Source organism: Sinorhizobium mexicanum, from assembly GCF_013488225.1.
Taxonomy (GTDB): Bacteria; Pseudomonadota; Alphaproteobacteria; order Rhizobiales; family Rhizobiaceae; genus Sinorhizobium; species Sinorhizobium mexicanum.
Genome location: NZ_CP041238.1, coordinates 966834 through 987525, shown reverse-complemented (window position 1 = coordinate 987525; position 20692 = coordinate 966834). Strand labels below are relative to the sequence as shown.

Below are 20692 nucleotides of genomic sequence, written 5' to 3'. Positions count from 1 at the left end.
TCAGACCCAGACGTCGTTTTCAGCCGTGCGGCTGCCACCCTCACGGCCGGTGTTCAGGATGCCGCGCGGTTCGATGAGCAGCATCTTCACTTCACCTTGCGCATAGGGCTTGTGCTCGACTCCCTTCGGCACGACGTACATCTCGCCCGGTCCGACAGTGACGGAACCGTCGCGGAAATCGATCCGAAGGGTGCCGTCCAGTACGATGAAGGCCTCATCCGTTTCCGGATGGTCATGCCAGACGAAATCGCCCTCGATACGAACGATCTTGACCTGGTAGTCGTTGATTTCGGCGATCACGCGCGGCTGCCACTGGTCGGAAAATGACGCGAGCTTGCCCTGAAAATTGACCGGCGCATAGGTTCGCTTCGACGCATCCATTGCCTCTTCCTCCTGTCACTTCGGGCGAGGTTACGGCGATCAGGACAGACGGTATTGAACATTTGTGCGAGGCAGGCATGAGGCCGTTTGAACGCGACGCGCTCTAACGTGGGATGGGCTTGCACGCTATCCGCAGCCAGCGTCCGGGCGAAAGACCGAACGCCTTCTTGAAATGGCGGTTCATATGCGCCTGGTCGGCAAAACCGGCATCCAGCGCGGCCTCTGCGGGCGACACCCCCCGCCGAAGATCGGTTTTCACCGCCTCCAGGCGGCGTTGAACGAGATAACGGTATGGACTTGTGCCGAACAGCCGCCGGAAGTCGCGGCTCAGCCCCCAGCGGTCCCGACCGCTGATCGTCTCAAGCGTTTCGAGCGTCACCGTACCCTCCGGCAAATCGTGCAGGTAGAGCCGCGCGCGTTCCGCCGCACGGTAGTCCAAGGCCCGACGGCTGGGCGAAGTGCCGCCGGCCGCGGCTTCAAGCGCATGGGCAAGCTCGAAAAGGCCGTCCTCGAACTCCAGCGCTTCAATCCGGGCGTCCGTCGCAGGCAACAACGCGCCAACCGCTGCAAAGAGCCTCGGATCGGGTGAAATGCCGCCACTGATGAAGGGCAGCGGACGGCCACCTAGGACGCTCTGAATGGCGGCCGGTTCGATGTAGATCATGCGATAGCGGAAGCCGTCATCGCTGCCCGCATGGCCGTCATGCAGTTCGTCGGGATGGAGCACCATCGTCCTGCCGGGAAGGCTGAAGCGATCGGCGCCGCGATAGCTGAAGCTCTGGACGCCCGAAAGCGTCTGCCCGATGGCATAGGTATCGTGCCGGTGCGGCTCGTAGGCTGGCCCGGCGAAGAAGGCCTCGATGCGTTCGAACGGCACATCGTCCTCGGCGACCGCTATCCAGTCGCCTCGACGCTCACGGGACGCCGGCTCGATGATGCCTTCACCTGCACTCGTATGGTCACTCGTCATGCCCTACGAGATAGGGCAACTGCTTTCGATTGTCGATCCAATGCCGCCCCATGCGGCCGGTCGGAGCGCGCAACCGCACGAGAACGCGATCGTTATCCCGCAATCTTCGAGAAATCCGCAACCGCCCCCGTGGCGGAGCGAATGAGCCCCAGCAATGCCAGGCGGTTGGCACGGATCGCCGTGTCCTCGTCATTCACGAGGACATCATCGAAGAATTGATCGACCGGCTCACGCAGTTTCGACAACGCCGCCATGGCCGAGCGGAAGTCCTCCTTGACGATCGCGTCACGGGCATCGCCGGTCGCGACCTTGATGGATGCATGGAGCGTCCTTTCCGCATCGAGCCTGAAGAGCCGCTCGTCGACGGAAGCGGCGACTTCCGTGCCCTTTTTCTCCTCGGCCGCCAGAATCTGCGTTGCGCGCTTGGTGCCCGCCAGCAGGTTCTTGCCCTCCTCGGCGGTAATGAAGGCCGTCAGCGCCTCGACACGTCGCGCGATCAGCAGCAAATCGTCGGCGTCCGGCGCCAATACGGCGTCGATCAGATCGTAGCGTGCTCCAAGATCACGCAGATAGACCTTCAGCCGATCATGGAAAAAGGCAAGCAGATCGGCAGAAATATCGCCGGCGACCTCGGGCCTCTGCTCCTTGAGACCCGCGAGCGCGATTTCGAAAAGCGGCCGAAGTGGCAGGCGCGCCTTGCCTTCCAGAATGAGCCGGATGACGCCGAGCGCGGCGCGGCGCAGCGCGTAGGGATCCTTCGAACCCGTCGGCTTTTCATCGATCGCCCAGAAGCCAACGAGCGTATCGAGCTTGTCGGCGAGCGCAACAGCCACGGCAACGGGATCGGCCGGAACGCGGTCGGACGGTCCCTGGGGCTTGTAGTGATCCTCGATCGCATTGGCGACGGCGGATGTTTCGCCCTGCAGCACCGCGTATTTGTGACCCATGATGCCCTGAAGCTCGGGGAATTCCCCGACAGCCTCGGTGCGCAGGTCCGCCTTGGCGAGCACTGTGGCGCGGTCGACCTCAGCGACGTCCGCGCCCGTCACCCTGGCGAATTCTGCGGCCAGCGACCGGATGCGGGCGACGCGTTCGCCCTGCGTTCCGAGCTTGGCGTGGAATGTCACGTTCAATGCATCCAGCTTTGCCATGCGCTGGTCGAGCGGCTTCTTTAGGTCGAGCCCGAATTTCTTCGCGGACGGCTCGAGCGTTTCCAGATCCGGCAAGTTGCCCTGGTCCCGCTTCCAGAAATGCGCCGCGTCCGAGAGGCGCGCGCGCACGACCTTGCCGTTGCCGTGGACGATTTCCTTGCCGCCGTCCTTGGCCTCGATGTTCGATACGAGGATGAATTTGTTCGACAGCGTCTCGGCGCCCGGCTCGCGGGTGACGAAGCACTTCTGGTTGGTCTTGATCGTCAGGCGGATGATTTCCGACGGGATTTCGAGATAGCTCTCCTCAAAACTTCCCATCAGCACCTGCGGCCACTCGACGAGGCCCGACACTTCCTCGAGCAGAACCTCGTCCTCGACGAGTTCGAGGCCGCTGGCGAAGGCGACATTGTGGGCGTCGGCGGAGATGATCTGTTTGCGGCGCTCGGCATCGATCGCGACCTTCGCCCTCTCGAGCTTCTCGGCATAATCGGCAAACCGGCGGACGGTAATCGCCTCGGGCGCATGGAAACGATGGCCATAGGTGACATTTGAAGCGACGATGCCGTCGACCTCGAATGGAATGACCTTGGTTTCCTCCGTCTCGGAACCGAAGGTGCAGACGATCGACTGGAGCGGGCGCACCCAACGCAGGCTGCCGGGCCTCGCGGAGGCGGCACCGGAGCGCATGGATTTCGGCCAGGGGAAATTGCGGATGATCCCTGGCATTACCTCGGCGATGATTTCCTCGGCGGCCCGGCCGGGCTTGAGGATATGGGCGACGTAAAAATCCCCCTTTTTCGGATCGCTGTAGACATGCGCCTCGCTGATCGAGGAAAGGCCCGCGCCGCGCAGGAAGCCTTCGATCGCCCTTTCGTTCGCATCGGTGCGCGGTCCCTTGCGCTCTTCGCGAATATCGGCAGAGCGCGCATTCAGGCCGCGGATATCGAGCGTCAGCCGGCGCGGCGTCCAATATTCACGCGCGCCTTCATAGGTCAGACCTGCCTCGACCAACGCATCCGTCACAAGCTTCTTCAGGTCGCCCGCCGCCTTGCGCTGCATGCGGGCGGGGATTTCTTCGGAGCGCAGTTCGATAAGAAGATCAGGCATGGGACTCTGGACTTTGTTCTGTTCGGACGGTTGCGGCGGACTTAGCAAGCTCCGATGAAAAAGTCACCAAGCCCGGCAAGGAAATTGGCTGGTTGCGGCGCGACTACCAGCCACCACCACCACCGCCGCCGCCGCCACCACCGGAAAAGCCGCCTCCCGTGGAAAACCCCGAGGACGAGCTTTTGGGCGGGGGTGGCAGGGACGACGTCATGGTATCCGCCATCGAACCGGCGAACCCCCCGATCCGGTCGCCGAAGGAACCCGGGCCAAAGGAATCGCCGTGATACCAGCTCGGGTGATAGGCAGCGGCAGCAGCGGCGCCCGCGGACGCGGCAAGCAGCCAGCGGTCGAACGTCTCCGTCCACGGCTTTTCCACGCCGAGCGCCACGGCATAGGGCAGCAGCGTCTCGAAATGTCGGGGCGACATTTCCGGCGCGCCCTGGAGGTTCATCCGGTCCTGCTCTGCGAGCGTCATGTATTGCCGCAGCCCGTCGATGCCGTCCATCATCCGTGTGCCGAGTGGCGTCGGAGCTCCCATCAGGAAGAAGAAAAGCACATTGACGAGCACGATGCCGCCAACCGCGAAGAGCAGCGGCAGGTCGTCCGCCCCGGTCGCCGAGAAGACGATGGCAGCCAGGACCCCGGAAAATATCGTGAGGAACACGAATGCGAAAAAGGCCAGGACCACGATCGACATGATGCGGCGCGCGAGGCTCGATCCGCGCCGCAACGACTTGCCGAACGAAACGGCGAAAATCGAGACGAAAAAGGCGATGAAGACCGGCACCATGACCAGCGGAATGCTTTCCTCGCTGAGATCGCCGAAGATGAAGAGCGCCGCCATGGCAAGCAGCGAAAGCAAGACGCCACCGACAATATATGCCGTGTTGGCGCGGTAGTATTTGCCGCGGTGTTCCCGCTCCATCGAACTGCGGAAGGCGGACCCCGCCGCCGCGACCTTCTTGCCGTTCGCCCGGTCGATCGTGAGTTTGCCGCCGGCCGTTCCGATCGCCTTCATCAGCGTCGCCTCGCCGGTCGGCAGCTTTTCTGCTCCTCCCTTGCCTGTCGCGGTGATGACGATCGCCTTCTTCAGGTCTTCGAGAACGACGTGCCCCTTGACCGCGAGGTTGAGCGCGGCGGCCGACAGGGCCGTCCACCCCTCGCCGGAAAACCCCTTGTTGTCGATGTAATTGACGAGCGCCGGCGAAATGCCATCCGGCGCATCCCAGCGCGGTACCATCACCCCGCGCGCCGGATCGCGACCGACGCGCACCCAGGCGCGTCCGTAGTAGAGCGCGACAAGGACGAGGCCCGCACCGGCAATGACCAGGGCCAGATGGTCACGCAGCCACCAGATGTTTTCTTGGGATGCGCTTGGCCGATCGATGCTGCCCTTCGGCATCTTGACCGCGATCGTCAGGCCCTCCTGTGGGCGAAGTCGCCGCGTGGTGGCGAAGAAGATCTCGTCGCCCTCCTCCACCGCCCGCGCATCCTTGCCCGTCGCACCATAACCGCCGGTAAACACGTCCAGCGCCTGCGCCTTCACGCCTTCCGGCAAGGTGACGGTGGCCGTCGCCTCCTCGATCGGGAACACCCATTCGGTCCCGGTCACGTTCCAATAGAGTTCGTCATGGTCGTCGAAAAAACGGATCTGCCGGCTTGTCTCGTACGTGATCTGGAACGTGTGCTCGCCGCGCGGCAGAAACACATCGGCTTTGCCGGTATAGATGCGGATACCGCCGTCGATCGTTTCGGTGCGGTAGCTTTCCTCCTCGCCGTCGCGTTCCACGGAGATGAGATCGAAATCCACCTTGCTGCGGCGGCCGTTTGCGTCGATGAAGGTCAGCGGAAAATCGCGGTAGATGCCACGCCTGATCTGGCTGCCTTCGACATTGGCGGCGATCGTCTCGGTAACGGTGAGCGTGCCGTCCTTCGCAACCTCGATGACCGAGTGGAAGGAGGAGATGATCTCTTGCGCGGCTGCAGTAAGTGGCCAGACAAGAACGAGAAGAACAAGCGCAACCGCTGCGGAAAGCCGCTTCATCGCAATTCCCTTCTCCGCATCGTCAGAACTTGACCGATGGCACCGCCCGGTCCGCTTCATTGGCAATCTCGAAATAGCCGGCCTTGGCAAAGCGGAAGGCATTGGCGATCAGATTGGACGGGAAGCTTTCGACCTTGACGTTGAGATCACGGGCAGCGCCATTATAATAGCGTCGCGACATCTGGATCTCGCCTTCGATCGTCTCCAGTGTCTGCTGGAGCTCCGCAAAATTCTCGTTGGCCTTGAGGTCCGGATAGGCTTCCGCGAGCGCAAAGAGCTTGCCGAGCGCCTGTGACAGCGCTCCTTCAACCGCCGCCCTGCCTGCGACATCGCCCTGCGGCATGGCTTGCGCTCGATTGCGCAATGAGACGACTTCTTCAAGCGTCGACTTTTCGTGCGCCGCATAGCCCTTCACCGTCTCGATCAGATTGGGGATCAGATCAGCGCGCCGCTTCAATTGCACATCGATGCCGGACCAGGCCTCTTCGGCGACCTGTCGTGCCTTGACGAGGCCGTTGTAGACGAAAACCAGATAAAGGATCACCGCGACGCCGATTGCCAGTCCGATCATGAAAGCCCCTCCTTGAGAATCCGCCAGAGATTAGCACCGGCTTTCCAGCTTGAAAGGCATTTTTTTCAATCAAAGCAACGGCGACCGCAAAGATGCGGGCAACTCGTCTGGCTCGCGCGAGATCGATTTCCTTGCATCGGAATCGACGACTGGCTGCAACTACAAAGCTGTTCCGCCGGGAACGGCGCTGAAACTAAAGATAGGCGAAAGTCACTTCATCGAACAACTCAAGACGCAGAGCCAGGACCATGAAAACGCTCGCAACTCCCATCAACGTAATCGCCTTCCTGGCCCTTTTCTTTGCCTATGCGAGTGGAGCCCAGGCCGACAGACCGAACGGCGTACGCCGGGCATTGCAGACCTATGGCGGCCAGTTGTCGCTGGAGGCATTTCCGGTTGCCGGTCTTCTTCTGACGGATACCCGCCGATGCGCGCGAGGCCCTTGCCGCTGACGGTCTGTCTATCGAAACGGAGGGTGCAACCCGTCGATTATGCCGCTTCCCTGTTCCAGTTCGCACCGCCTGCATCGGTGAGCAGGAACGCCTCCCCGCAAGCCTTTGCCAGCGTACGGACGCGCAGAATATAGCTCTGGCGTTCTGTCACGGAAATCACACCTCGCGCATCCAGCAGATTGAAGACGTGGCTCGCCTTGATGCACTGGTCGTAGGCGGGGAAGACGCATTTATGCAGGCGATTGTTGCTGCTGTCGCCGGGTGCGCCGGCTGCCAGAAGTGCGAGGCACTCCTTTTCCGCGTCGATGAAATGCTGATGGAGCATCGCCGTGTTGGCATATTCGAAATTATGCCGCGAATATTCCTGCTCGGCCTGCAGGAAAACGTCGCCATAGTTGATCTTCTCGGCGCCCTCGCGACCATTGAAGTTCAGGTCGTAAACATTGTCGACGCCCTGGACATACATGGCGAGGCGCTCGAGACCATAGGTCAGCTCGCCCGACACCGGCGAGCACTCGATGCCGCAGACCTGCTGGAAATAGGTGAACTGCGACACTTCCATGCCGTCGCACCAGCACTCCCAGCCGAGACCCCAGGCGCCGAGCGTCGGGCTCTCCCAGTCATCTTCGACGAAGCGGATGTCGTGCAGCAGCGGGTCGAGGCCGATCGCGCGCAGCGAGCCGAGATAGAGTTCCTGCAGGTTGGATGGGTTCGGCTTCAGGAGCACCTGGTACTGGTAGTAGTGCTGGAGCCGGTTCGGGTTCTCGCCGTAGCGCCCGTCGGTCGGGCGGCGTGACGGCTGGACGTACGCCGCTCGCCACGGCCTCGGCCCGAGCGCGCGGAGCGTCGTCGCCGGATGAAAGGTACCGGCGCCAACCTCCATGTCGTATGGCTGGAGCACAGCGCAGCCCTTGTCAGCCCAATAGTTGTGCAGCGTCAGAATCAGGGCCTGAAACGAGCGCTTCGGGTTCATATGGTCCGGGAGGGAGGCGGTGGTCATGGGATCACGTCCGAATTCTTCAAGATTTTCCGGACAGGTGCCACGCCGCACGGCGAGGGTCAAGCGTCTTGCCCGATCCACGTCGGAGCCTTCACTCGTCGTCGCGCTTCAGGCGGTATTCTCCGGTCTTCGGATCCTTGACAAGCGTTCCATTGGCGCCGGTCTGTTGCTCGCGGCGCAGGCGCTCGCGCTGCCGCGCCAGCTTCTCGGCATCGGCAATGAATTTCCGATAGCCGATCCAGGCGACAACAGCGATGATCACGAGCAGGATAAGCTGCGGCATTGTTCCTCCTCTGCACGCTCCTCCAATCGAAGCGATGCAGCCTTTCAAAGTGTAACAGCGACCTCATGCGCCTGCCAGACGCGGGTGGAGGAATCATCTAATGCATGTCGCCCAAAACTGTGCAGCGGTTTTGGTGGTGACATACATGAAAACAAAGACTTAAAGCGCGTCACATGAGGCCGTATAACGCGGCGCGCCTCAGAGCCCGTATCGCGCCCACAGTGCCTTTTCCTCGATTGCTTCGACAAGCCCGGCGGCCGCGGACGCAGCCAGGGGCGCGGCGACTGCCGCGGCAACGGCGGCGCCCGGCTGGCGGCGACCGAAGAGACTACGGGCCGGCTGGATCAATTCGAGGCGCGTTTTTGCGCCATAACGCCTCTTCACCTCTCCACGCATGTCGCCGAGAGCATCGACAAGGCCGAGTTCCTGCCCGCGCCGGCCGGTCCAGAAAAGGCCGGAGAAAATGTCAGGATGGTCGGCCAGAAGAGATCCCCGGCGGGTCTTGACCATCTGGATGAACGTGTCGTGGATCTCGAGTTGCAGGCTCTTGAGGAACTCGACGTCGCGCTCTTTTTCCGGCTGGAACGGATCGAGCACTACCTTGTTCTCGCCGGCCGTATAGACGCGCCGTTCGACGCCGATCTTCTTGAGCAGTTCCGGGAAACCGAAGCCACCGGAAACAACGCCGATCGAACCAACGATCGAGGTCGGATCGGCGATGATCTCGTCGCCGGCAAGCGCGATCATGTAACCGCCGGACGCGGCCACGTCCTCGACGAAGATGAGGACGCGCTTCTTCTTTTCTTCAGCAAGGTCGCGAATACGCTGGTAAATCAGGCGCGACTGTACCGGCGAGCCGCCCGGCGAATTGATGGATATGGCAATCGCCGGCGCCTCCTTGACCGAAAACGCCTTGTCCAGAAGCGGGGCCACGGTCGCAAGGTTGAGAACCGGACGAAATTGGCCGCCACCGGCCATGATCGTGCCGTGAAGCCGGATCGCCGGGATCGTCAACCCCTCCCCGCGGAACCGTCTCGGCATCAGCCTTTTCAAGAATCCGGCCATTTCAACTCCTGCCCGTCATAATCCTGCTTTGCATGTATGCACTGCCGTCGCAAACGCAATGCCCGTTCTCATCCGTTACCCTTTATCACCGGCGGCGGTATGCCGCGCGCCCATTGTTGAGGTCGTCCACTTCCGGGGAAAACCGGTGCGTTCCCTCGTCATGCATGATGAGCGGCGCGCGCAGAACCAATCGCTTGCGGCTCTGCTTGATCGCTGTCACGAGGATACGCACGGCATTCTCGCCCGCGCGCGGAAGAAGCGGTGTGATCTCGATACCGCCGAAACGCCGACCGCATGCCGCGATGATCTCGGCGATCGATTCCGGCCGGGCGATCAGAGACAGCTGCCCGCCCGGCTTCATGATCGCCCCAGCGGTCTTGATCCAGGCCTCGAAAAGATCGCCGGTCATCGCGTGAGCCTCGGCCTTAAGGCTGTCCGGCGTCTTCCGGTCCGCCGCGTCGTTGAACGGCGGGTTCATGATAACATGATCGAAGGCATCGTCCGGCAGGCCCGCGGCGGCGCGCGCCTTGCCGTTCAGCGACACGTCCGCCTCAAGCACCGAAACCCGCGACGCGAAGTGTGAATTCTGCGGCAGTGCGAGGCTGCGGCGTGCGAAGCCGGCCATGATCGCCGAACGCTCCACCAAGAGCACATCAGCCTCCTCGAGCCTGGAGGCGACCGCCATGCCGGCGGCACCCGCACCGGCGCCGAGATCGGCCACGCGGCAACGATCGCGGCAGGAAACGAGGGAGGCGAGGAGCATCGCATCCATCCCGGAGCGATGCCCCTGGCCCAGCGGCTGAATCAAATGAAACCTGCCCCGGTGGAAGGCGTCCACGGTTTCCGGCATCGTCGTCATTGCGCGGCCCCTCCGAAGGAAAGGGCGCAAGCGGTTCGCAGAAAAGCCGAAATCACTGCCGCAATTCCCTTCCGAGGCCCGCATCGATCAGGATCCGCCGCGCCTTCTCGGCATCATCCTCCGCGACCAGGAAACGGCGCGGCAATAGCCCAAGCGAGCCCTCCAGGATGCTCATGCCCTGATCGGCAATGAGACAGCCAATGCCGGCGTCCTTCATAAGGCTTTCGGCGAAGGAGAGAAGAACGGCGTCGTTGGTACGGATCAGTTCCTTCATTGGGCTCGGTTTTCCTGTCTTATTTCAAGCAAGCGAGGCAATTCGCCTCTTGCCGCCTGAAAGCCCTCTTTCTATTGTCGAAATCGACGATGAAACAGGAGTCCGGGCGTTGGGCGTAGTGATACCGCTGGAAGACAATAAAAACAAACAGGCGTCTGTGAAGCCGCTCGTCGACCTGACCATGTCCGACATGGAGCGGGTCAACCAACTCATCCTGTCCAAAGCCGGCTCCGATGTCCAGATGATCCCGGAGGTCGCCAACCACCTGATTTCGTCCGGCGGCAAACGCCTGCGCCCCATGCTGACGCTCGCCGCCGCCTCGCTGTTCGGCTACGAAGGCGACGCCCACGTCAAGCTCGCGACCAGCGTCGAATTCATGCATACGGCGACGCTGCTGCACGACGACGTCGTGGACGAAAGCGATCTCAGGCGTGGAAAATCGACGGCACGCACGATCTGGGGCAACCAGGCAAGCGTGCTCGTTGGCGACTTCCTGCTTGGCCAAGCGTTTCGCATGATGGTCGATGTCGGCTCGCTCGAAGCCCTCGACGTGCTTTCGACGGCCGCCTCGGTCATTGCCGAAGGCGAAGTCCTGCAGCTTTCGGTCGCCAAGAACATGGAGACGACCGAAGACGACTACCTGCAGGTCATCCGCGCCAAGACGGCGGCGCTCTTCGCCGCAGCGGCGGAAGTCGGGCCGATCGTTGCGGCTACCAGCAAGGCGAACCGCAACGCGCTGAAGTCGTACGGCATGAACCTCGGACTGGCCTTTCAATTGGTCGACGACGTCCTCGACTACGGCGGCTCTTCGAGCGACCTCGGCAAGAACGTCGGCGATGACTTCCGTGAAGGCAAGATCACGCTTCCGGTCATCCTCTCCTATCGCCGCGGCACGCCGGAGGACCGCACCTTCTGGCGCGAAGCCATCGAAGGCGGGAACAATGACGGTGCCAATCTCGAAAAGGCGCTGGGGCTCATCCGGCGCTATGGCGGGCTTACCGACACGATTGCGCGTGCGCAGCATTATGGCACGATCGCGCGTGACGCCTTGGCGCCGTTGCCGGTTTCTCCTTGGAAATCAGCGCTGATAGAGGTGATCGATTTCTGCATCGATCGAGTGAGCTAGACCGGCGAATATTCCATTTTAGGAATTTCTTGCCGCGTTGCGCCAAAAAAGCCATTCTGTTCTTCAAGACTTGCTTCCGGCAATCTCTCATCGACCCGGAACAACCAGCGACGGTGCGGCAAACGCACCGTCGGCATTGAAAGGTTTGATATGCGGCAAAACACACTTCTTCGCCTTCTTAGCGGCGCGGCACTGATAGCCCTCGCATCGGTGGCCGGCAGCTATCAGGCCTTTGCCGAGGAAAAGGCGGCGGTCGAAGACACGAAGCCGTTCGACATCAGATCGGTTGACACCTTTTCCGGCGCTTTTCTGGCCGCCCGCACGGCCGACGTGGATCGCGACTTCGCGTCAGCAACCGAGCTCTACAAGACTGCCCTGCAGTTCGAGCCGGACAACAACGACGTCAAGCAGCGGCTGATGATCACGCTGCTCATGGCGGGCAAGCTTGACGAGGGCGTCAAGATCGCAGAGGACCTCAAGTCCGATCCGGCCGTCGAACGGATCACGACGGTCGTACGCGCAATCGAAGCGATCCGCAAACGTGAATACCGCAGCGCCCAGAAGCTGCTTGCCTATGACGGCCCGAACGATCTAGACCGGATGATGAATACGCTTCTGTCCGCCTGGGCGAAGTTCGGCCAGGGCCGACCGAAGGAAGCGCTGGCGCAGATCAAGGCGCTCGACGGCCCGGAATGGTTCCGCGTCTTCAAGAACTATCATGCCGGTGCGATCGCGCTTGCCGCCGGCGACAAGGCAACAGCACGCGCACGGCTCAACGACGCCATTCTCGACCGCGAGGGCGGCAGCGCCGCTCCCGACACGTTCATGCGCTCGGTCGAGGCACTGGCGCGCTTCGAGGCCCGTGAGGGCAACAAGCAAAAGGCGCTCGACACCATTGCCGTCGGCGAAGGCATGGTCAACAACTACACGCCGCTCGAAGCGCTGAGAAAGAGCATCGAGGAAGGCAAGCCCCAGGAGCAGCAGGTTCGCAACGCCGTGCAGGGCGCCGCCGCCGTGCTCTTTTCCGTCGGAGGCGCACTCAATCGCGAAGGCGCGGAAGACGTCGTTTCGCTCTATCTGCAGACGGCGCGCCAGCTCGATCCGGAAAGTGCCGACATCCTCGTCATGCTTGGCGGGATTGCCGAAAACCTGAAAAAGGAAGACGAGGCGATCGCGCTTTACAAGAGCGTCCCGGAAGGTTCGCCAATGCGCCGCCTCTCCGAGCTCCAGCTCGGTCTTAGCCTTGCCAGCATCGGCAAGGTCGATGAGGCCAAGAAGCACCTTAGAGCGCTGATCGACGTCGATCCCAAGAATATCCGCAACTATCTCGCCTATGGCAGCGTGCTGTCGGACGCCAAAGACTACAAGGAGATGGGCGAGCTCTATGATCGGGCCGTTGCCGCCATCGGTCCCGTCCCGAAGCGCGGCGACTGGACCGTATTCTTCCAGCGCGGCATCGCCTACGAGCGACAGAAGATCTGGGAAAAGGCCGAGCCGAACTTCCGTAAGGCGCTGGAGCTCAATCCGGATCAACCGCAGGTCCTGAACTATCTCGGCTATTCCTGGGTCGACATGAACATAAATCTCGACGAGGGCCTCGACATGATCCGCAAGGCGGTCGAGCTCAAGCCCGACGACGGCTACATCGTCGACTCGCTCGGATGGGCCTATTTCCGCATGAACCGGTTCGACGATGCCGTGACTGAACTCGAGCGTGCGGCCGAATTGATGGCCGGCGACGCCACGATCAACGACCACCTGGGCGATGCTTACTGGCGGGTCGGACGCAAGCTCGAAGCGGTGTTCCAGTGGAACCAGACACTGGAGTTGAAGCCCGAGGAAGCGGAAATCCCGAAGATCAAGGCGAAGATCGAAAACGGCTTGCCGCCGCTCAAGCCGCAGGTTCCGGCCGCGGCCGACGCCAAGGAGTTGCCGAAGAAGACGGGCCCCGCGACGCCGGACAAGAAATCCTGAGAATATGCATCAGGGCGGCATTCCGGGCTTCGCGCTGACATGCGCGGCGCCCGCCAAGATCAATCTCGCACTGCATGTCGTCGGCCAGCGCGCGGACGGCCACCATCTTCTGGAAAGCCTCGTTACTTTCGCGGATTGCGGCGACCGGATCGGTCTCGCGTTGGCTGATGCCGACAGCTTCACCGTGTCCGGACGCTTCTCGGACGGGCTGCCGCTTTCGGCGGAGAACCAGGGTGGCAATCTGGTGTTGCGCGCACGCGACCTGTTGCGGCGCGAACTGACGTCACGAGGCATCGCCGCCGGTCCGGTCCATCTCCATCTCCAAAAGAACCTACCCGTCGCCTCCGGCATCGGCGGCGGTTCGGCGGATGCGGCGGCAACCCTTCGGGGTCTCCTCATGCTGTGGGGTGTTTCCTTGGAGCCGGCTACGCTCGATACCGTTGCGCTCGCGCTCGGGGCGGATGTGCCAATGTGCCTCTACGGAGGACCGCTTCTGGCCGAGGGAATCGGCGAGAAGATCACCGCCCTTCCCGATCTCCCGTCCTTCGCGATCGTCCTCGTCAATCCGCTGGTCGCCGTTTCGACACCGATGATCTTCCGGACGCTCCTGAACAAGAGGAATCCCCCGCTCGTCCTGCCGAAGGATATGAGCACAGTCGCGGAATGGTTGTCGGCGATGGCCGATATGCGCAACGATCTGGAGAGGCCCGCGCGGGCGCTCGTTCCTGCGATCGAGGAGGTGTCGAGCAGCCTGAAGGCGGGGGGTGCCAGGCTTGTGCGCATGTCCGGCTCTGGCGCCACCTGCTTCGGGCTGTTCGACAGCGACGAAAGAGCGCAGCGGGCGGTCGAGCGTATTTCCGCCAGCCATCCGGAATGGTACGTTTGCGCCGCGCGAACCACAGCGCCGCGCGTCAAATCGGATGCGCAGAGGTCGCTGTAGCACTTTGAATTGCTGCATGATTTTGTCCTTAAATCGATTTCGATCTAAGGAAGCATGCAGTAGGGGAGAGGATAGCACCCAATGCCTGGCATCGACGAAGGCCGCCGCTTCATTCCCGTCGGCATTGCCGTGCTTACGGTATCCGACACGCGCACGCGCGCCGACGACAGGTCAGGCGACACACTTGAGGCGCGCATTCGCGAGGCCGGCCATCGGCTCGAAGCACGGGCGATCGTCCGGGACGACCGGCAGAAGATCTACGATCAAGTAAAGGCCTGGACGCTGGACGATGCGATCGACGTTATCATTACCACCGGAGGCACCGGCTTCACCGGCCGCGACGTGACACCGGAGGCGCTCGAGCCCCTCTTCGAAAAGCGCATGGACGGCTTTTCCGAAGTGTTCCATCGGATCTCCTACGAGAAGATCGGCACGTCCACGATCCAGTCGCGAGCCACCGGCGGTGTCGCCAATGCTACCTTCATCTTCGTCCTGCCCGGATCGCCGGGCGCCTGCAAGGACGCTTGGGACGGTATCCTGAAGCAACAGCTCGACTATCGGCACATGCCCTGCAATTTCGTTGAAATCATGCCGCGGTTGGACGAGCACCTCCAACGCGGCTAGATGTGAGCAAGTCTAACTGAAAGAGCATGTGACTGCGTCCCTCGCGTTCTCAAGTTGTCCGGCAGCGAGCTCGCCTCGATATTTTTCCTCTTTCAGCTGCGGGTTGTTCCCAGCGAAACAGCCAGCCTCGATCAACCCCGGTAGATTTTTTCGTGTCAGCCAGCGTGGGGGTGGCTTAAGGCTAGACCGACCATCCATCTCAGGCGCAGCGAAGACAGATCATCCCACGACACGGGCGGGGGAAGAGCAGGATGCATACGACATGCCGTCCCTTGGATTGCATGGCAAGCCATTTTCGCTAGCAAGGTCATTTGAGAGCCGCTTCGGGGGGTGCCGCGGACAAGACAGGCACCCCATTCTTGCGACCGATACCCACAGCGCCGCGCCTCCTATCAGACGCATAAGGGATGCTTAAAACTTTCGATTGCGCATGTTTTCATCCTTAAATCGGCGACGATTTTAAGGATGCTTGACAGTATAAGCACTACTCCGCAGCCGAACGATTGCCGGCCGCTACCCAGGCGGGAACGAGCTCGGTCGCCAGTTTGCGCACGGCACGAACATTGGCCATGTCGCTCAGCTGCATATTCGCGCGGGCGACGGCAATCGCATCGCGCTTCTGCATCAGAAGGCCTGTCTCAAGGGGGCGTGTCCTGCGCGACAGGCGGTTTAGCAGCGGGCGGCGATGCATGCGTGAAGGAGAGAACCGAGCCGGATTTCTGTTGAGCGACACATATTCAAGAAGCTCTTCCACCCAACGCCCAGTGGGCCGCGCGCCCGGTTCCAGGAGCATCAGCCATTCGCCGCGTGCCGAACGGACAATGTCGTCCAGGTGCCAATCGACGCAGAAACGGCAGCCGGCTGCGTCGGCGACACGCAGCGAACCGTCTTTCGAGCCGTGATCGAGAATGATGACATCGCTGACAAGGCCCTCCACGGCGCCGGCAACAAGCACCGACAGCGTCTGCGCGAGTTCGGGCTCGTTGTCCCTCGTTTCCATGATGATCGTCAGCATCAGTCGTTCCTATCGCATTGCACTTACAAATGCTACAGCCATCGGGCCTGCCCGCTTCGCCGCTCCGGTGCGATCTCCCCCACTCACATTCTCAACTTTTGTTCTTGCTTTGTTCTGTTTTCTGCGATAGGAAAATAATCAGGACGAAACGAGCCCCGCCTGTTTCCGAGGAGATATCGATGACCGAGCTGTCTCAATTGAGGCAGGGTGCTTTTGCACCCGCCAACACCGCGGATATGGCCGAAGCAATGATCAAGGGGACGGGCCTGAGGATCGACATCGATCGTCGGCGCGGCCGCGGCGCCGGCCTCAACATGACGGGCCGCTTCGAACCGCAAACCCGCGAGGTCTTCGACGACGGTTGGGAGAGCATCGAGGAACTGCCGCCTTTCAAGACCGAGGTCCAGGTCGAGAAGCCCCGGGCGGTCATCACGCGCAACGAGTCCCCGGACATCGGTTTCGACCGCTCGATCAACCCTTACCGCGGCTGCGAGCACGGCTGCATCTATTGTTTTGCACGGCCGACCCACTCGTACATGGGCCTTTCGGCAGGCCTTGACTTCGAGTCCAAGCTTTTCGCCAAGCCGGACGCTCCGCGTTTGCTGGAGCGTGAATTGGCAAGGCCCGACTACAAGGTTCGCCCAATTGCGATCGGCACCAATACCGACCCTTATCAGCCGATCGAGAAGGAATGGCGGATCATGCGCCAGATCCTCGAAGTGTTGAAGGCGGCGAACCACCCGGTGATGATCGTCACCAAATCGGCAATGGTGACGCGCGACATCGATCTGCTTGCCCCGATGGCGGAAATGGGTCTAGCGCGGGTCGGCATTTCGGTGACCACGCTCGATCGAAAACTGGCGCGCACGATGGAGCCGCGGGCATCGACGCCGACAAAGCGGCTCGAGGCGATCCGCGCCATCTCCGACGCGGGTATTCCCGCCGGTGTTCTGGTTTCACCGATCATTCCGGCATTGAACGACCATGAGATCGAGCGCGTGCTCGATTCGGCGAAGACGGCGGGCGCGTCGGAAGCGAGCTACGTGCTGTTGCGGCTGCCGCTCGAGGTGAGCCCGCTCTTTCGCGACTGGCTGCTGCGCAATTATCCCGACCGCTATCGCCACGTCATGTCGCTGATCCGCTCCATGCGGGGCGGCAAGGACTATGACGCCGAGTTTGGCAAGCGCATGAAGGGGGCGGGTCCTTATGCCTGGCAGATCGGCCGGCGCTTCGAACTTGCTGCCAAGCGCCTGGGGCTCAACCTGACGCGCCGGCAATTGCGGAATGATGTCTTCGTTCCGCCGCTCGGAATGGGGGTCCAACTGTCGCTGCTTTAGGTCAGCGAACACCCTGAGATTTCCCGCCAGATGCAAGCCGATCTCCTCCCCGACAGGAGTTCGATAGCATCGTTCGTGCAAAATTTCGGTTCCGGCGCCCTCCCCTGCCTCGTGATGGCGCTGGCTTTCCTCCCGGTCACCGCCGCACTCGTACCGGGGGGGCTTGAAGGGAATCGGGCGAATATGCGAGGGTCCCCCGCATGTCACGTCGCAAGTCGCCCGATTCCCCACTTTTTCCCATCGAGCTGCCCGTCCCTGATTTCGGCTTCGAGCTTGCTGCCCGGCGAGATGGCTTTTGGCCTGTCGCCGGTGCGGACGAGGCTGGGCGCGGTCCTTTGGCCGGTCCGGTCGTTGCTGCCGCGGTCATCCTCGACCCGGACGCCATTCCGGACGGTCTCAACGACAGCAAGCTCCTGAGCCCGGAGCAGCGCGAAGCACTGTTTGAGCAAATTCTTGCGACGGCGACGGTGTCGATCGCCTCGTCTTCGGCGACACGCATCGACACGACCGATATCCTCAAGGCAAGCCTCGACGCGATGCGGCGGGCCGTCGACGGTCTTTCCACGACCGCACGTTTTGTGCTCGTCGACGGTCGTGATGTTCCGCCGGGCATCTCCTGTCACGCCAAAGCGGTCATCAAAGGCGATTCCCGATCGATGTCGATCGCCGCCGCATCGATCGTCGCCAAGGTGACCCGTGATCGCATGATGGCCCGCGCCGATGCCACGTTCCCGGCCTACGGCTTCGCCGTTCACGCCGGCTATGCCACCGTAAAGCATCGAAACGCGATCGACAGCCACGGCCCGTGCTCGCTGCATCGAATGAGCTTCCGCCCCTTTCGCCAGGTCTGATGCTCCGCATTCCGCCTGAGACCGGCAGGCGCGCTGCCCGGTGGTGGCGCGTGTGTGAGACCTGACACGCGCCGCGCTACTGTATCTTTCCTTAAATCGTCCGATTTAAGGACAAAAACACGCAGTGATTCAAAGTGCTACAGCGACCTTTGTGCGTCTGAAAAGACGCGCGGCGCTGTAGAGCATTTGCCGTCAGGTGGGATCACCTCACATCGCACAAACACGGCAAAGACAAGGAGATGGAGCGGCAGTGCGAACGCACGTGAGCGCGTCCCCGCTCTATCCCGCGCCGAATACCAGTACCGCCAACAAAAAAAGCCCCGCCGAGGCGGGGCTTCCTTCGGATTTCAGAGACTGTCATCGTCTCAGTTGAGCCGAGACTTGACCTCGCCGAGCGCCTTCTTGAACAGCGTATCCTGCGCACCGGCATCGGTCTTGGCCGACAAGACCTTTTCCGCCGCGCTGATCGCCAGATCGACGGCTGCCGAGCGGACCGCATTGATCGCGTCGCTTTCGGCCTGCTTGATCTTCTGTTCGGAAAGGGCCGTGCGGCGCGCGACATATTCCTCGGTCTTCTGCTTGGCTTCCGCCGTCAGCATTTCCGCTTCCCGCTGGGCTGCGGCAACGATGCTGGCCGCCTCGGCCTCGGCGTCCTTGCGCTTGCGCTGATACTCGGCGACCAGGCTCTGGGCCTCTTCGCGCAGGCGCTTGGCTTCAGCCAGTTCGTTGCCGATCTTGTCGGCGCGAGCGTCGAGCGCGCTGGCCATCATGCCCGGAACCTTGAGATAGGCGATGAGAGCAAGGAAGAGGATCAGGCCGATAAGGGCGTAGAAAGTAGCATCAAGAGCCATCGTTCATTGGTCCTCAGTTGCCTGCCGATGCCTTGACGGCGGCAGTGATCTCAGCCTTGGTGACAGTTCCACCGATCAGTTGCTTGACGACAGCGGTTGCCGTTTCCTCGGCGATCGCGCCGACGTCGGCGAGCGCCTTGGACTTGATGTCAGCAATGCGCGTTTCAGCGGCGGTGATCTTGTTTGCCAGGTCAGCCTCGACCGCGGTCCGGTCAGCAGTAGCCTTCGCCTTGGCGGCGTCGCGCGCTGTATCGGCGATCGAATGCCCCTTGGCCTTGGCGCTCGCCAGTTCCTGCTCGTAGGACGCGATGGCAGCATCGGCTTCGCCTTTGAGGCGCGACGCTTCATCCAGATCCTGAGCGATCCGGTCGTGGCGGGTCTCAAGAATGCTACCAATACGCGGAATGATAACCTTCGACATCAACAGATAGAAGAGGCCGAAGGTGATCGCGAGCCAGAGCAGCTGCGATGCGAAATGGGTCGAATCGAAAGGCGGGAACACGCCCGTGCCGTGTTCGCCTTCGGGGGCCACACCCGTTTCGGTGTGCACCTCGCCGGCCGCAGCGGGATCGTGTGCTTCGCCTTCAGGTGTGGTTGACTGGGCATAAGCCGCGGTCACGAACATGCTCACCTCCAGGTGCACTCAAGAATATGCGCGACCGCGGCCCCTGAGCGAGGCCGCGGCCAAAACTTCGGTCCGTATTAGACGGCGAAGAGGAGGAGCAGGGCTACGAGCAGCGAGAAGATGCCCAGAGCTTCCGTAACGGCGAAGCCGAATACGAGGCGGCCGAACTGGCCGTCAGCAGCCGACGGGTTGCGCAGCGCGCCGGACAGGTAGCTGCCGAAGATGTTGCCGAGGCCGAGAGCCGTGCCGGCCATACCAAGGCATGCAAGACCTGCACCGATGAACTTTGCTGCTTCCGCTTCCATGATTGAACTCCTTCGAAATGGTGTTGCGGCTAGGATTTGTGCCTCCGCCGGAGGGACCCGGGCGGAAGCCAGCGACTGTTATTCCTTAGTGGCTTCCCGGGTGGACGGCGTCGTTGAGGTACATGCAGGTCAGCACCGCAAAGACATAGGCCTGGAGGAAGGCGACCAGGAATTCAAGACCGGTGAGAGCGACGGTCATGAGGAGCGGCAGGATCGCGCCACCGATGCCGAGCGCGCCGAAGGCGCTGAGCGAGGCGACAAAGCCTGCGAAGACCTTCAGCGTGATATGGCCGGCCAGCATGTTTGCGAACAGACGGACCGAGAGGCTGATGGGACGGGAAAGGAACGAGATGATTTCGATCGACACCACCAGCGGCAGCAGCGCGCCCGGCACGCCATGCGGCACGAAAAGCTTCAGGAAGCCGAGGCCGTGCTTGTAGAAGCCGTAGAGGAGGACCGTGCCGATCACGAAGACGGCGAGAGCGAAGGTCACGATGATCTGGCTGGTAACCGTGAAGAAATACGGAAACATGCCGAGCAGGTTCGCGGTCAGGATGAACATGAACAGCGAGAACACCATCGGGAAGAATTTCATCCCGTGGCTGCCGGCGCCCTCGCGCAGCATCGAGGCGATAAATTCGTAGGACATTTCCGAAACCGACTGCATGCGTGTCGGGATCAGGCCGCGCTGCGAGGTCGTCAGATAGAGAAAGCCGGCGGCTGCACCGACGGTCGCGACCATGAACAGCGACGCATTGGTGAAGGAAAAGTCAATTCCGCCAATTTCGATCGGGACAATCTTGTTGACCAGGAACTGGTGGGTCGGATCGTTTGACACCGCGCTTCTCTTTCATTTTGCCCGCCCGCAAGCGGAAACCGTGTTCTTT

Annotated in this window: 22 protein-coding genes; 7 read left to right on the top strand and 15 right to left on the bottom strand. The window is 61.8% G+C overall.

Features of this window, described 5'->3' with window-relative positions:
* The 5 genes from FKV68_RS04595 to FKV68_RS04575 all read right to left on the bottom strand — a co-directional run bounded on the left by FKV68_RS04595 (position 1) and on the right by FKV68_RS04575 (position 6224).
* A complete protein-coding gene (locus tag FKV68_RS04595) occupies positions 1 to 381 on the bottom strand; it encodes a cupin domain-containing protein (protein WP_180940352.1) in 381 nt (126 codons plus the stop codon).
* A gap of 103 nt (positions 382 to 484) precedes the next feature.
* Positions 485 to 1351: an AraC family transcriptional regulator gene (locus tag FKV68_RS04590; RefSeq protein WP_180940351.1), complete on the bottom strand. Its 867-nt coding sequence runs from the start codon at positions 1349 to 1351 to the stop codon at positions 485 to 487.
* 92 nt (positions 1352 to 1443) lie between these two features.
* The gene (gene glyS, locus FKV68_RS04585) at positions 1444 to 3609 is read right to left on the bottom strand and encodes a glycine--tRNA ligase subunit beta (RefSeq protein WP_180940350.1); all 2166 of its coding nucleotides are present in this window, start codon (positions 3607 to 3609) and stop codon (positions 1444 to 1446) included.
* A gap of 103 nt (positions 3610 to 3712) precedes the next feature.
* Positions 3713 to 5653, bottom strand: a complete 1941-nt coding sequence (locus FKV68_RS04580) for a DUF2207 domain-containing protein (protein ID WP_180940349.1) — start codon at positions 5651 to 5653, stop codon at positions 3713 to 3715.
* 22 nt (positions 5654 to 5675) lie between these two features.
* Positions 5676 to 6224, bottom strand: a complete 549-nt coding sequence (locus FKV68_RS04575; RefSeq protein WP_180940348.1) for a LemA family protein — start codon at positions 6222 to 6224, stop codon at positions 5676 to 5678.
* A 248-nt stretch (positions 6225 to 6472) separates the two neighbouring features.
* Between FKV68_RS04575 and FKV68_RS04570 the strand changes: the two genes are divergently transcribed.
* A complete protein-coding gene (locus tag FKV68_RS04570; protein WP_180940347.1) occupies positions 6473 to 6676 on the top strand; it encodes a hypothetical protein in 204 nt (67 codons plus the stop codon).
* Positions 6677 to 6713: 37 nt separating this feature from the next.
* On the opposite strand, the gene FKV68_RS04565 is transcribed toward FKV68_RS04570, so the two are convergent.
* From FKV68_RS04565 to FKV68_RS04545, 5 genes are all read right to left on the bottom strand, one after another.
* On the bottom strand, positions 6714 to 7676 hold the full coding sequence (locus FKV68_RS04565; protein WP_180940346.1) for a glycine--tRNA ligase subunit alpha: 963 nt from the start codon (positions 7674 to 7676) through the stop codon (positions 6714 to 6716).
* A 91-nt stretch (positions 7677 to 7767) separates the two neighbouring features.
* Positions 7768 to 7959, bottom strand: a complete 192-nt coding sequence (locus tag FKV68_RS04560) for a hypothetical protein (protein WP_180940345.1) — start codon at positions 7957 to 7959, stop codon at positions 7768 to 7770.
* Between the two features lie 198 nt (positions 7960 to 8157).
* Positions 8158 to 9024: a S49 family peptidase gene (locus tag FKV68_RS04555; RefSeq protein ID WP_180940344.1), complete on the bottom strand. Its 867-nt coding sequence runs from the start codon at positions 9022 to 9024 to the stop codon at positions 8158 to 8160.
* 85 nt (positions 9025 to 9109) lie between these two features.
* Positions 9110 to 9883 carry a tRNA1(Val) (adenine(37)-N6)-methyltransferase gene (locus FKV68_RS04550; protein WP_180940343.1) on the bottom strand — a complete coding sequence of 258 codons (774 nt, stop codon included), beginning with the start codon at positions 9881 to 9883 and terminating at the stop codon, positions 9110 to 9112.
* A 52-nt stretch (positions 9884 to 9935) separates the two neighbouring features.
* Positions 9936 to 10157: a putative signal transducing protein gene (locus FKV68_RS04545; protein ID WP_180940342.1), complete on the bottom strand. Its 222-nt coding sequence runs from the start codon at positions 10155 to 10157 to the stop codon at positions 9936 to 9938.
* 109 nt (positions 10158 to 10266) lie between these two features.
* On the opposite strand from FKV68_RS04545, the gene FKV68_RS04540 reads away from it, so the two are divergent.
* The 4 genes from FKV68_RS04540 (at position 10267) to moaB (ending at position 14821) form a co-directional block, all read left to right on the top strand.
* Positions 10267 to 11283, top strand: coding sequence for a polyprenyl synthetase family protein (locus FKV68_RS04540; RefSeq protein ID WP_180940341.1), 1017 nt, complete (start codon positions 10267 to 10269; stop codon positions 11281 to 11283).
* 150 nt (positions 11284 to 11433) lie between these two features.
* The gene (locus FKV68_RS04535; RefSeq protein ID WP_180940340.1) at positions 11434 to 13257 is read left to right on the top strand and encodes a tetratricopeptide repeat protein; all 1824 of its coding nucleotides are present in this window, start codon (positions 11434 to 11436) and stop codon (positions 13255 to 13257) included.
* 4 nt (positions 13258 to 13261) lie between these two features.
* Positions 13262 to 14197 (top strand): 4-(cytidine 5'-diphospho)-2-C-methyl-D-erythritol kinase, encoded by a 936-nt coding sequence (locus FKV68_RS04530; RefSeq protein ID WP_180940339.1) that lies wholly within the window; start codon positions 13262 to 13264, stop codon positions 14195 to 14197.
* Positions 14198 to 14278: 81 nt separating this feature from the next.
* Entirely contained in the window at positions 14279 to 14821 is a 543-nt protein-coding gene (gene moaB, locus FKV68_RS04525; RefSeq protein WP_180940338.1) for a molybdenum cofactor biosynthesis protein B, read from the top strand.
* A gap of 484 nt (positions 14822 to 15305) precedes the next feature.
* Here the strand turns inward: moaB and FKV68_RS04520 are convergent, their stop codons facing one another.
* Positions 15306 to 15836, bottom strand: a complete 531-nt coding sequence (locus tag FKV68_RS04520; protein ID WP_180940337.1) for a glycosyltransferase family protein — start codon at positions 15834 to 15836, stop codon at positions 15306 to 15308.
* A 179-nt stretch (positions 15837 to 16015) separates the two neighbouring features.
* On the opposite strand from FKV68_RS04520, the gene FKV68_RS04515 reads away from it, so the two are divergent.
* Positions 16016 to 17173: a PA0069 family radical SAM protein gene (locus tag FKV68_RS04515; protein ID WP_180940336.1), complete on the top strand. Its 1158-nt coding sequence runs from the start codon at positions 16016 to 16018 to the stop codon at positions 17171 to 17173.
* Positions 17174 to 17373: 200 nt separating this feature from the next.
* Complete coding sequence (locus FKV68_RS04510; protein ID WP_180940335.1) at positions 17374 to 18024, top strand: ribonuclease HII; 651 nt, start codon at positions 17374 to 17376, stop codon at positions 18022 to 18024.
* A 365-nt stretch (positions 18025 to 18389) separates the two neighbouring features.
* Here FKV68_RS04510 and FKV68_RS04505 read toward each other — a convergent pair whose 3' ends face one another.
* The 4 genes from FKV68_RS04505 to FKV68_RS04490 all read right to left on the bottom strand — a co-directional run bounded on the left by FKV68_RS04505 (position 18390) and on the right by FKV68_RS04490 (position 20643).
* Entirely contained in the window at positions 18390 to 18875 is a 486-nt protein-coding gene (locus tag FKV68_RS04505; protein WP_180940334.1) for a F0F1 ATP synthase subunit B, read from the bottom strand.
* Between the two features lie 13 nt (positions 18876 to 18888).
* On the bottom strand, positions 18889 to 19500 hold the full coding sequence (locus FKV68_RS04500) for a F0F1 ATP synthase subunit B (protein WP_180940333.1): 612 nt from the start codon (positions 19498 to 19500) through the stop codon (positions 18889 to 18891).
* A gap of 77 nt (positions 19501 to 19577) precedes the next feature.
* Positions 19578 to 19805, bottom strand: coding sequence for a F0F1 ATP synthase subunit C (locus tag FKV68_RS04495; RefSeq protein ID WP_012707029.1), 228 nt, complete (start codon positions 19803 to 19805; stop codon positions 19578 to 19580).
* Positions 19806 to 19890: 85 nt separating this feature from the next.
* Complete coding sequence (locus FKV68_RS04490; protein ID WP_180940332.1) at positions 19891 to 20643, bottom strand: F0F1 ATP synthase subunit A; 753 nt, start codon at positions 20641 to 20643, stop codon at positions 19891 to 19893.
* Positions 20644 to 20692: the final 49 nt, after the last annotated feature.

Excerpts from the sequence above, each read along its gene's own strand:
- FKV68_RS04520 (WP_180940337.1), bottom strand. The coding sequence starts at position 15,836 with ATGCTGACGATCATCATGGAAACGAGGGACAACGAGCCCGAACTCGCG.
- FKV68_RS04495 (WP_012707029.1), bottom strand. The coding sequence starts at position 19,805 with ATGGAAGCGGAAGCAGCAAAGTTCATCGGTGCAGGTCTTGCATGCCTT.
- FKV68_RS04590 (WP_180940351.1), bottom strand. The coding sequence starts at position 1,351 with ATGACGAGTGACCATACGAGTGCAGGTGAAGGCATCATCGAGCCGGCG.
- FKV68_RS04500 (WP_180940333.1), bottom strand. The coding sequence starts at position 19,500 with ATGTTCGTGACCGCGGCTTATGCCCAGTCAACCACACCTGAAGGCGAA.
- FKV68_RS04530 (WP_180940339.1), top strand. The coding sequence starts at position 13,262 with ATGCATCAGGGCGGCATTCCGGGCTTCGCGCTGACATGCGCGGCGCCC.
- FKV68_RS04570 (WP_180940347.1), top strand. The coding sequence starts at position 6,473 with ATGAAAACGCTCGCAACTCCCATCAACGTAATCGCCTTCCTGGCCCTT.
- FKV68_RS04535 (WP_180940340.1), top strand. The coding sequence starts at position 11,434 with ATGCGGCAAAACACACTTCTTCGCCTTCTTAGCGGCGCGGCACTGATA.
- FKV68_RS04545 (WP_180940342.1), bottom strand. The coding sequence starts at position 10,157 with ATGAAGGAACTGATCCGTACCAACGACGCCGTTCTTCTCTCCTTCGCC.
- FKV68_RS04565 (WP_180940346.1), bottom strand. The coding sequence starts at position 7,676 with ATGACCACCGCCTCCCTCCCGGACCATATGAACCCGAAGCGCTCGTTT.
- moaB (WP_180940338.1), top strand. The coding sequence starts at position 14,279 with ATGCCTGGCATCGACGAAGGCCGCCGCTTCATTCCCGTCGGCATTGCC.
- FKV68_RS04580 (WP_180940349.1), bottom strand. The coding sequence starts at position 5,653 with ATGAAGCGGCTTTCCGCAGCGGTTGCGCTTGTTCTTCTCGTTCTTGTC.
- FKV68_RS04550 (WP_180940343.1), bottom strand. The coding sequence starts at position 9,883 with ATGACGACGATGCCGGAAACCGTGGACGCCTTCCACCGGGGCAGGTTT.
- glyS (WP_180940350.1), bottom strand. The coding sequence starts at position 3,609 with ATGCCTGATCTTCTTATCGAACTGCGCTCCGAAGAAATCCCCGCCCGC.
- FKV68_RS04575 (WP_180940348.1), bottom strand. The coding sequence starts at position 6,224 with ATGATCGGACTGGCAATCGGCGTCGCGGTGATCCTTTATCTGGTTTTC.
- FKV68_RS04510 (WP_180940335.1), top strand. The coding sequence starts at position 17,374 with ATGTCACGTCGCAAGTCGCCCGATTCCCCACTTTTTCCCATCGAGCTG.
- FKV68_RS04555 (WP_180940344.1), bottom strand. The coding sequence starts at position 9,024 with ATGGCCGGATTCTTGAAAAGGCTGATGCCGAGACGGTTCCGCGGGGAG.
- FKV68_RS04560 (WP_180940345.1), bottom strand. The coding sequence starts at position 7,959 with ATGCCGCAGCTTATCCTGCTCGTGATCATCGCTGTTGTCGCCTGGATC.
- FKV68_RS04595 (WP_180940352.1), bottom strand. The coding sequence starts at position 381 with ATGGATGCGTCGAAGCGAACCTATGCGCCGGTCAATTTTCAGGGCAAG.
- FKV68_RS04515 (WP_180940336.1), top strand. The coding sequence starts at position 16,016 with ATGACCGAGCTGTCTCAATTGAGGCAGGGTGCTTTTGCACCCGCCAAC.
- FKV68_RS04505 (WP_180940334.1), bottom strand. The coding sequence starts at position 18,875 with ATGGCTCTTGATGCTACTTTCTACGCCCTTATCGGCCTGATCCTCTTC.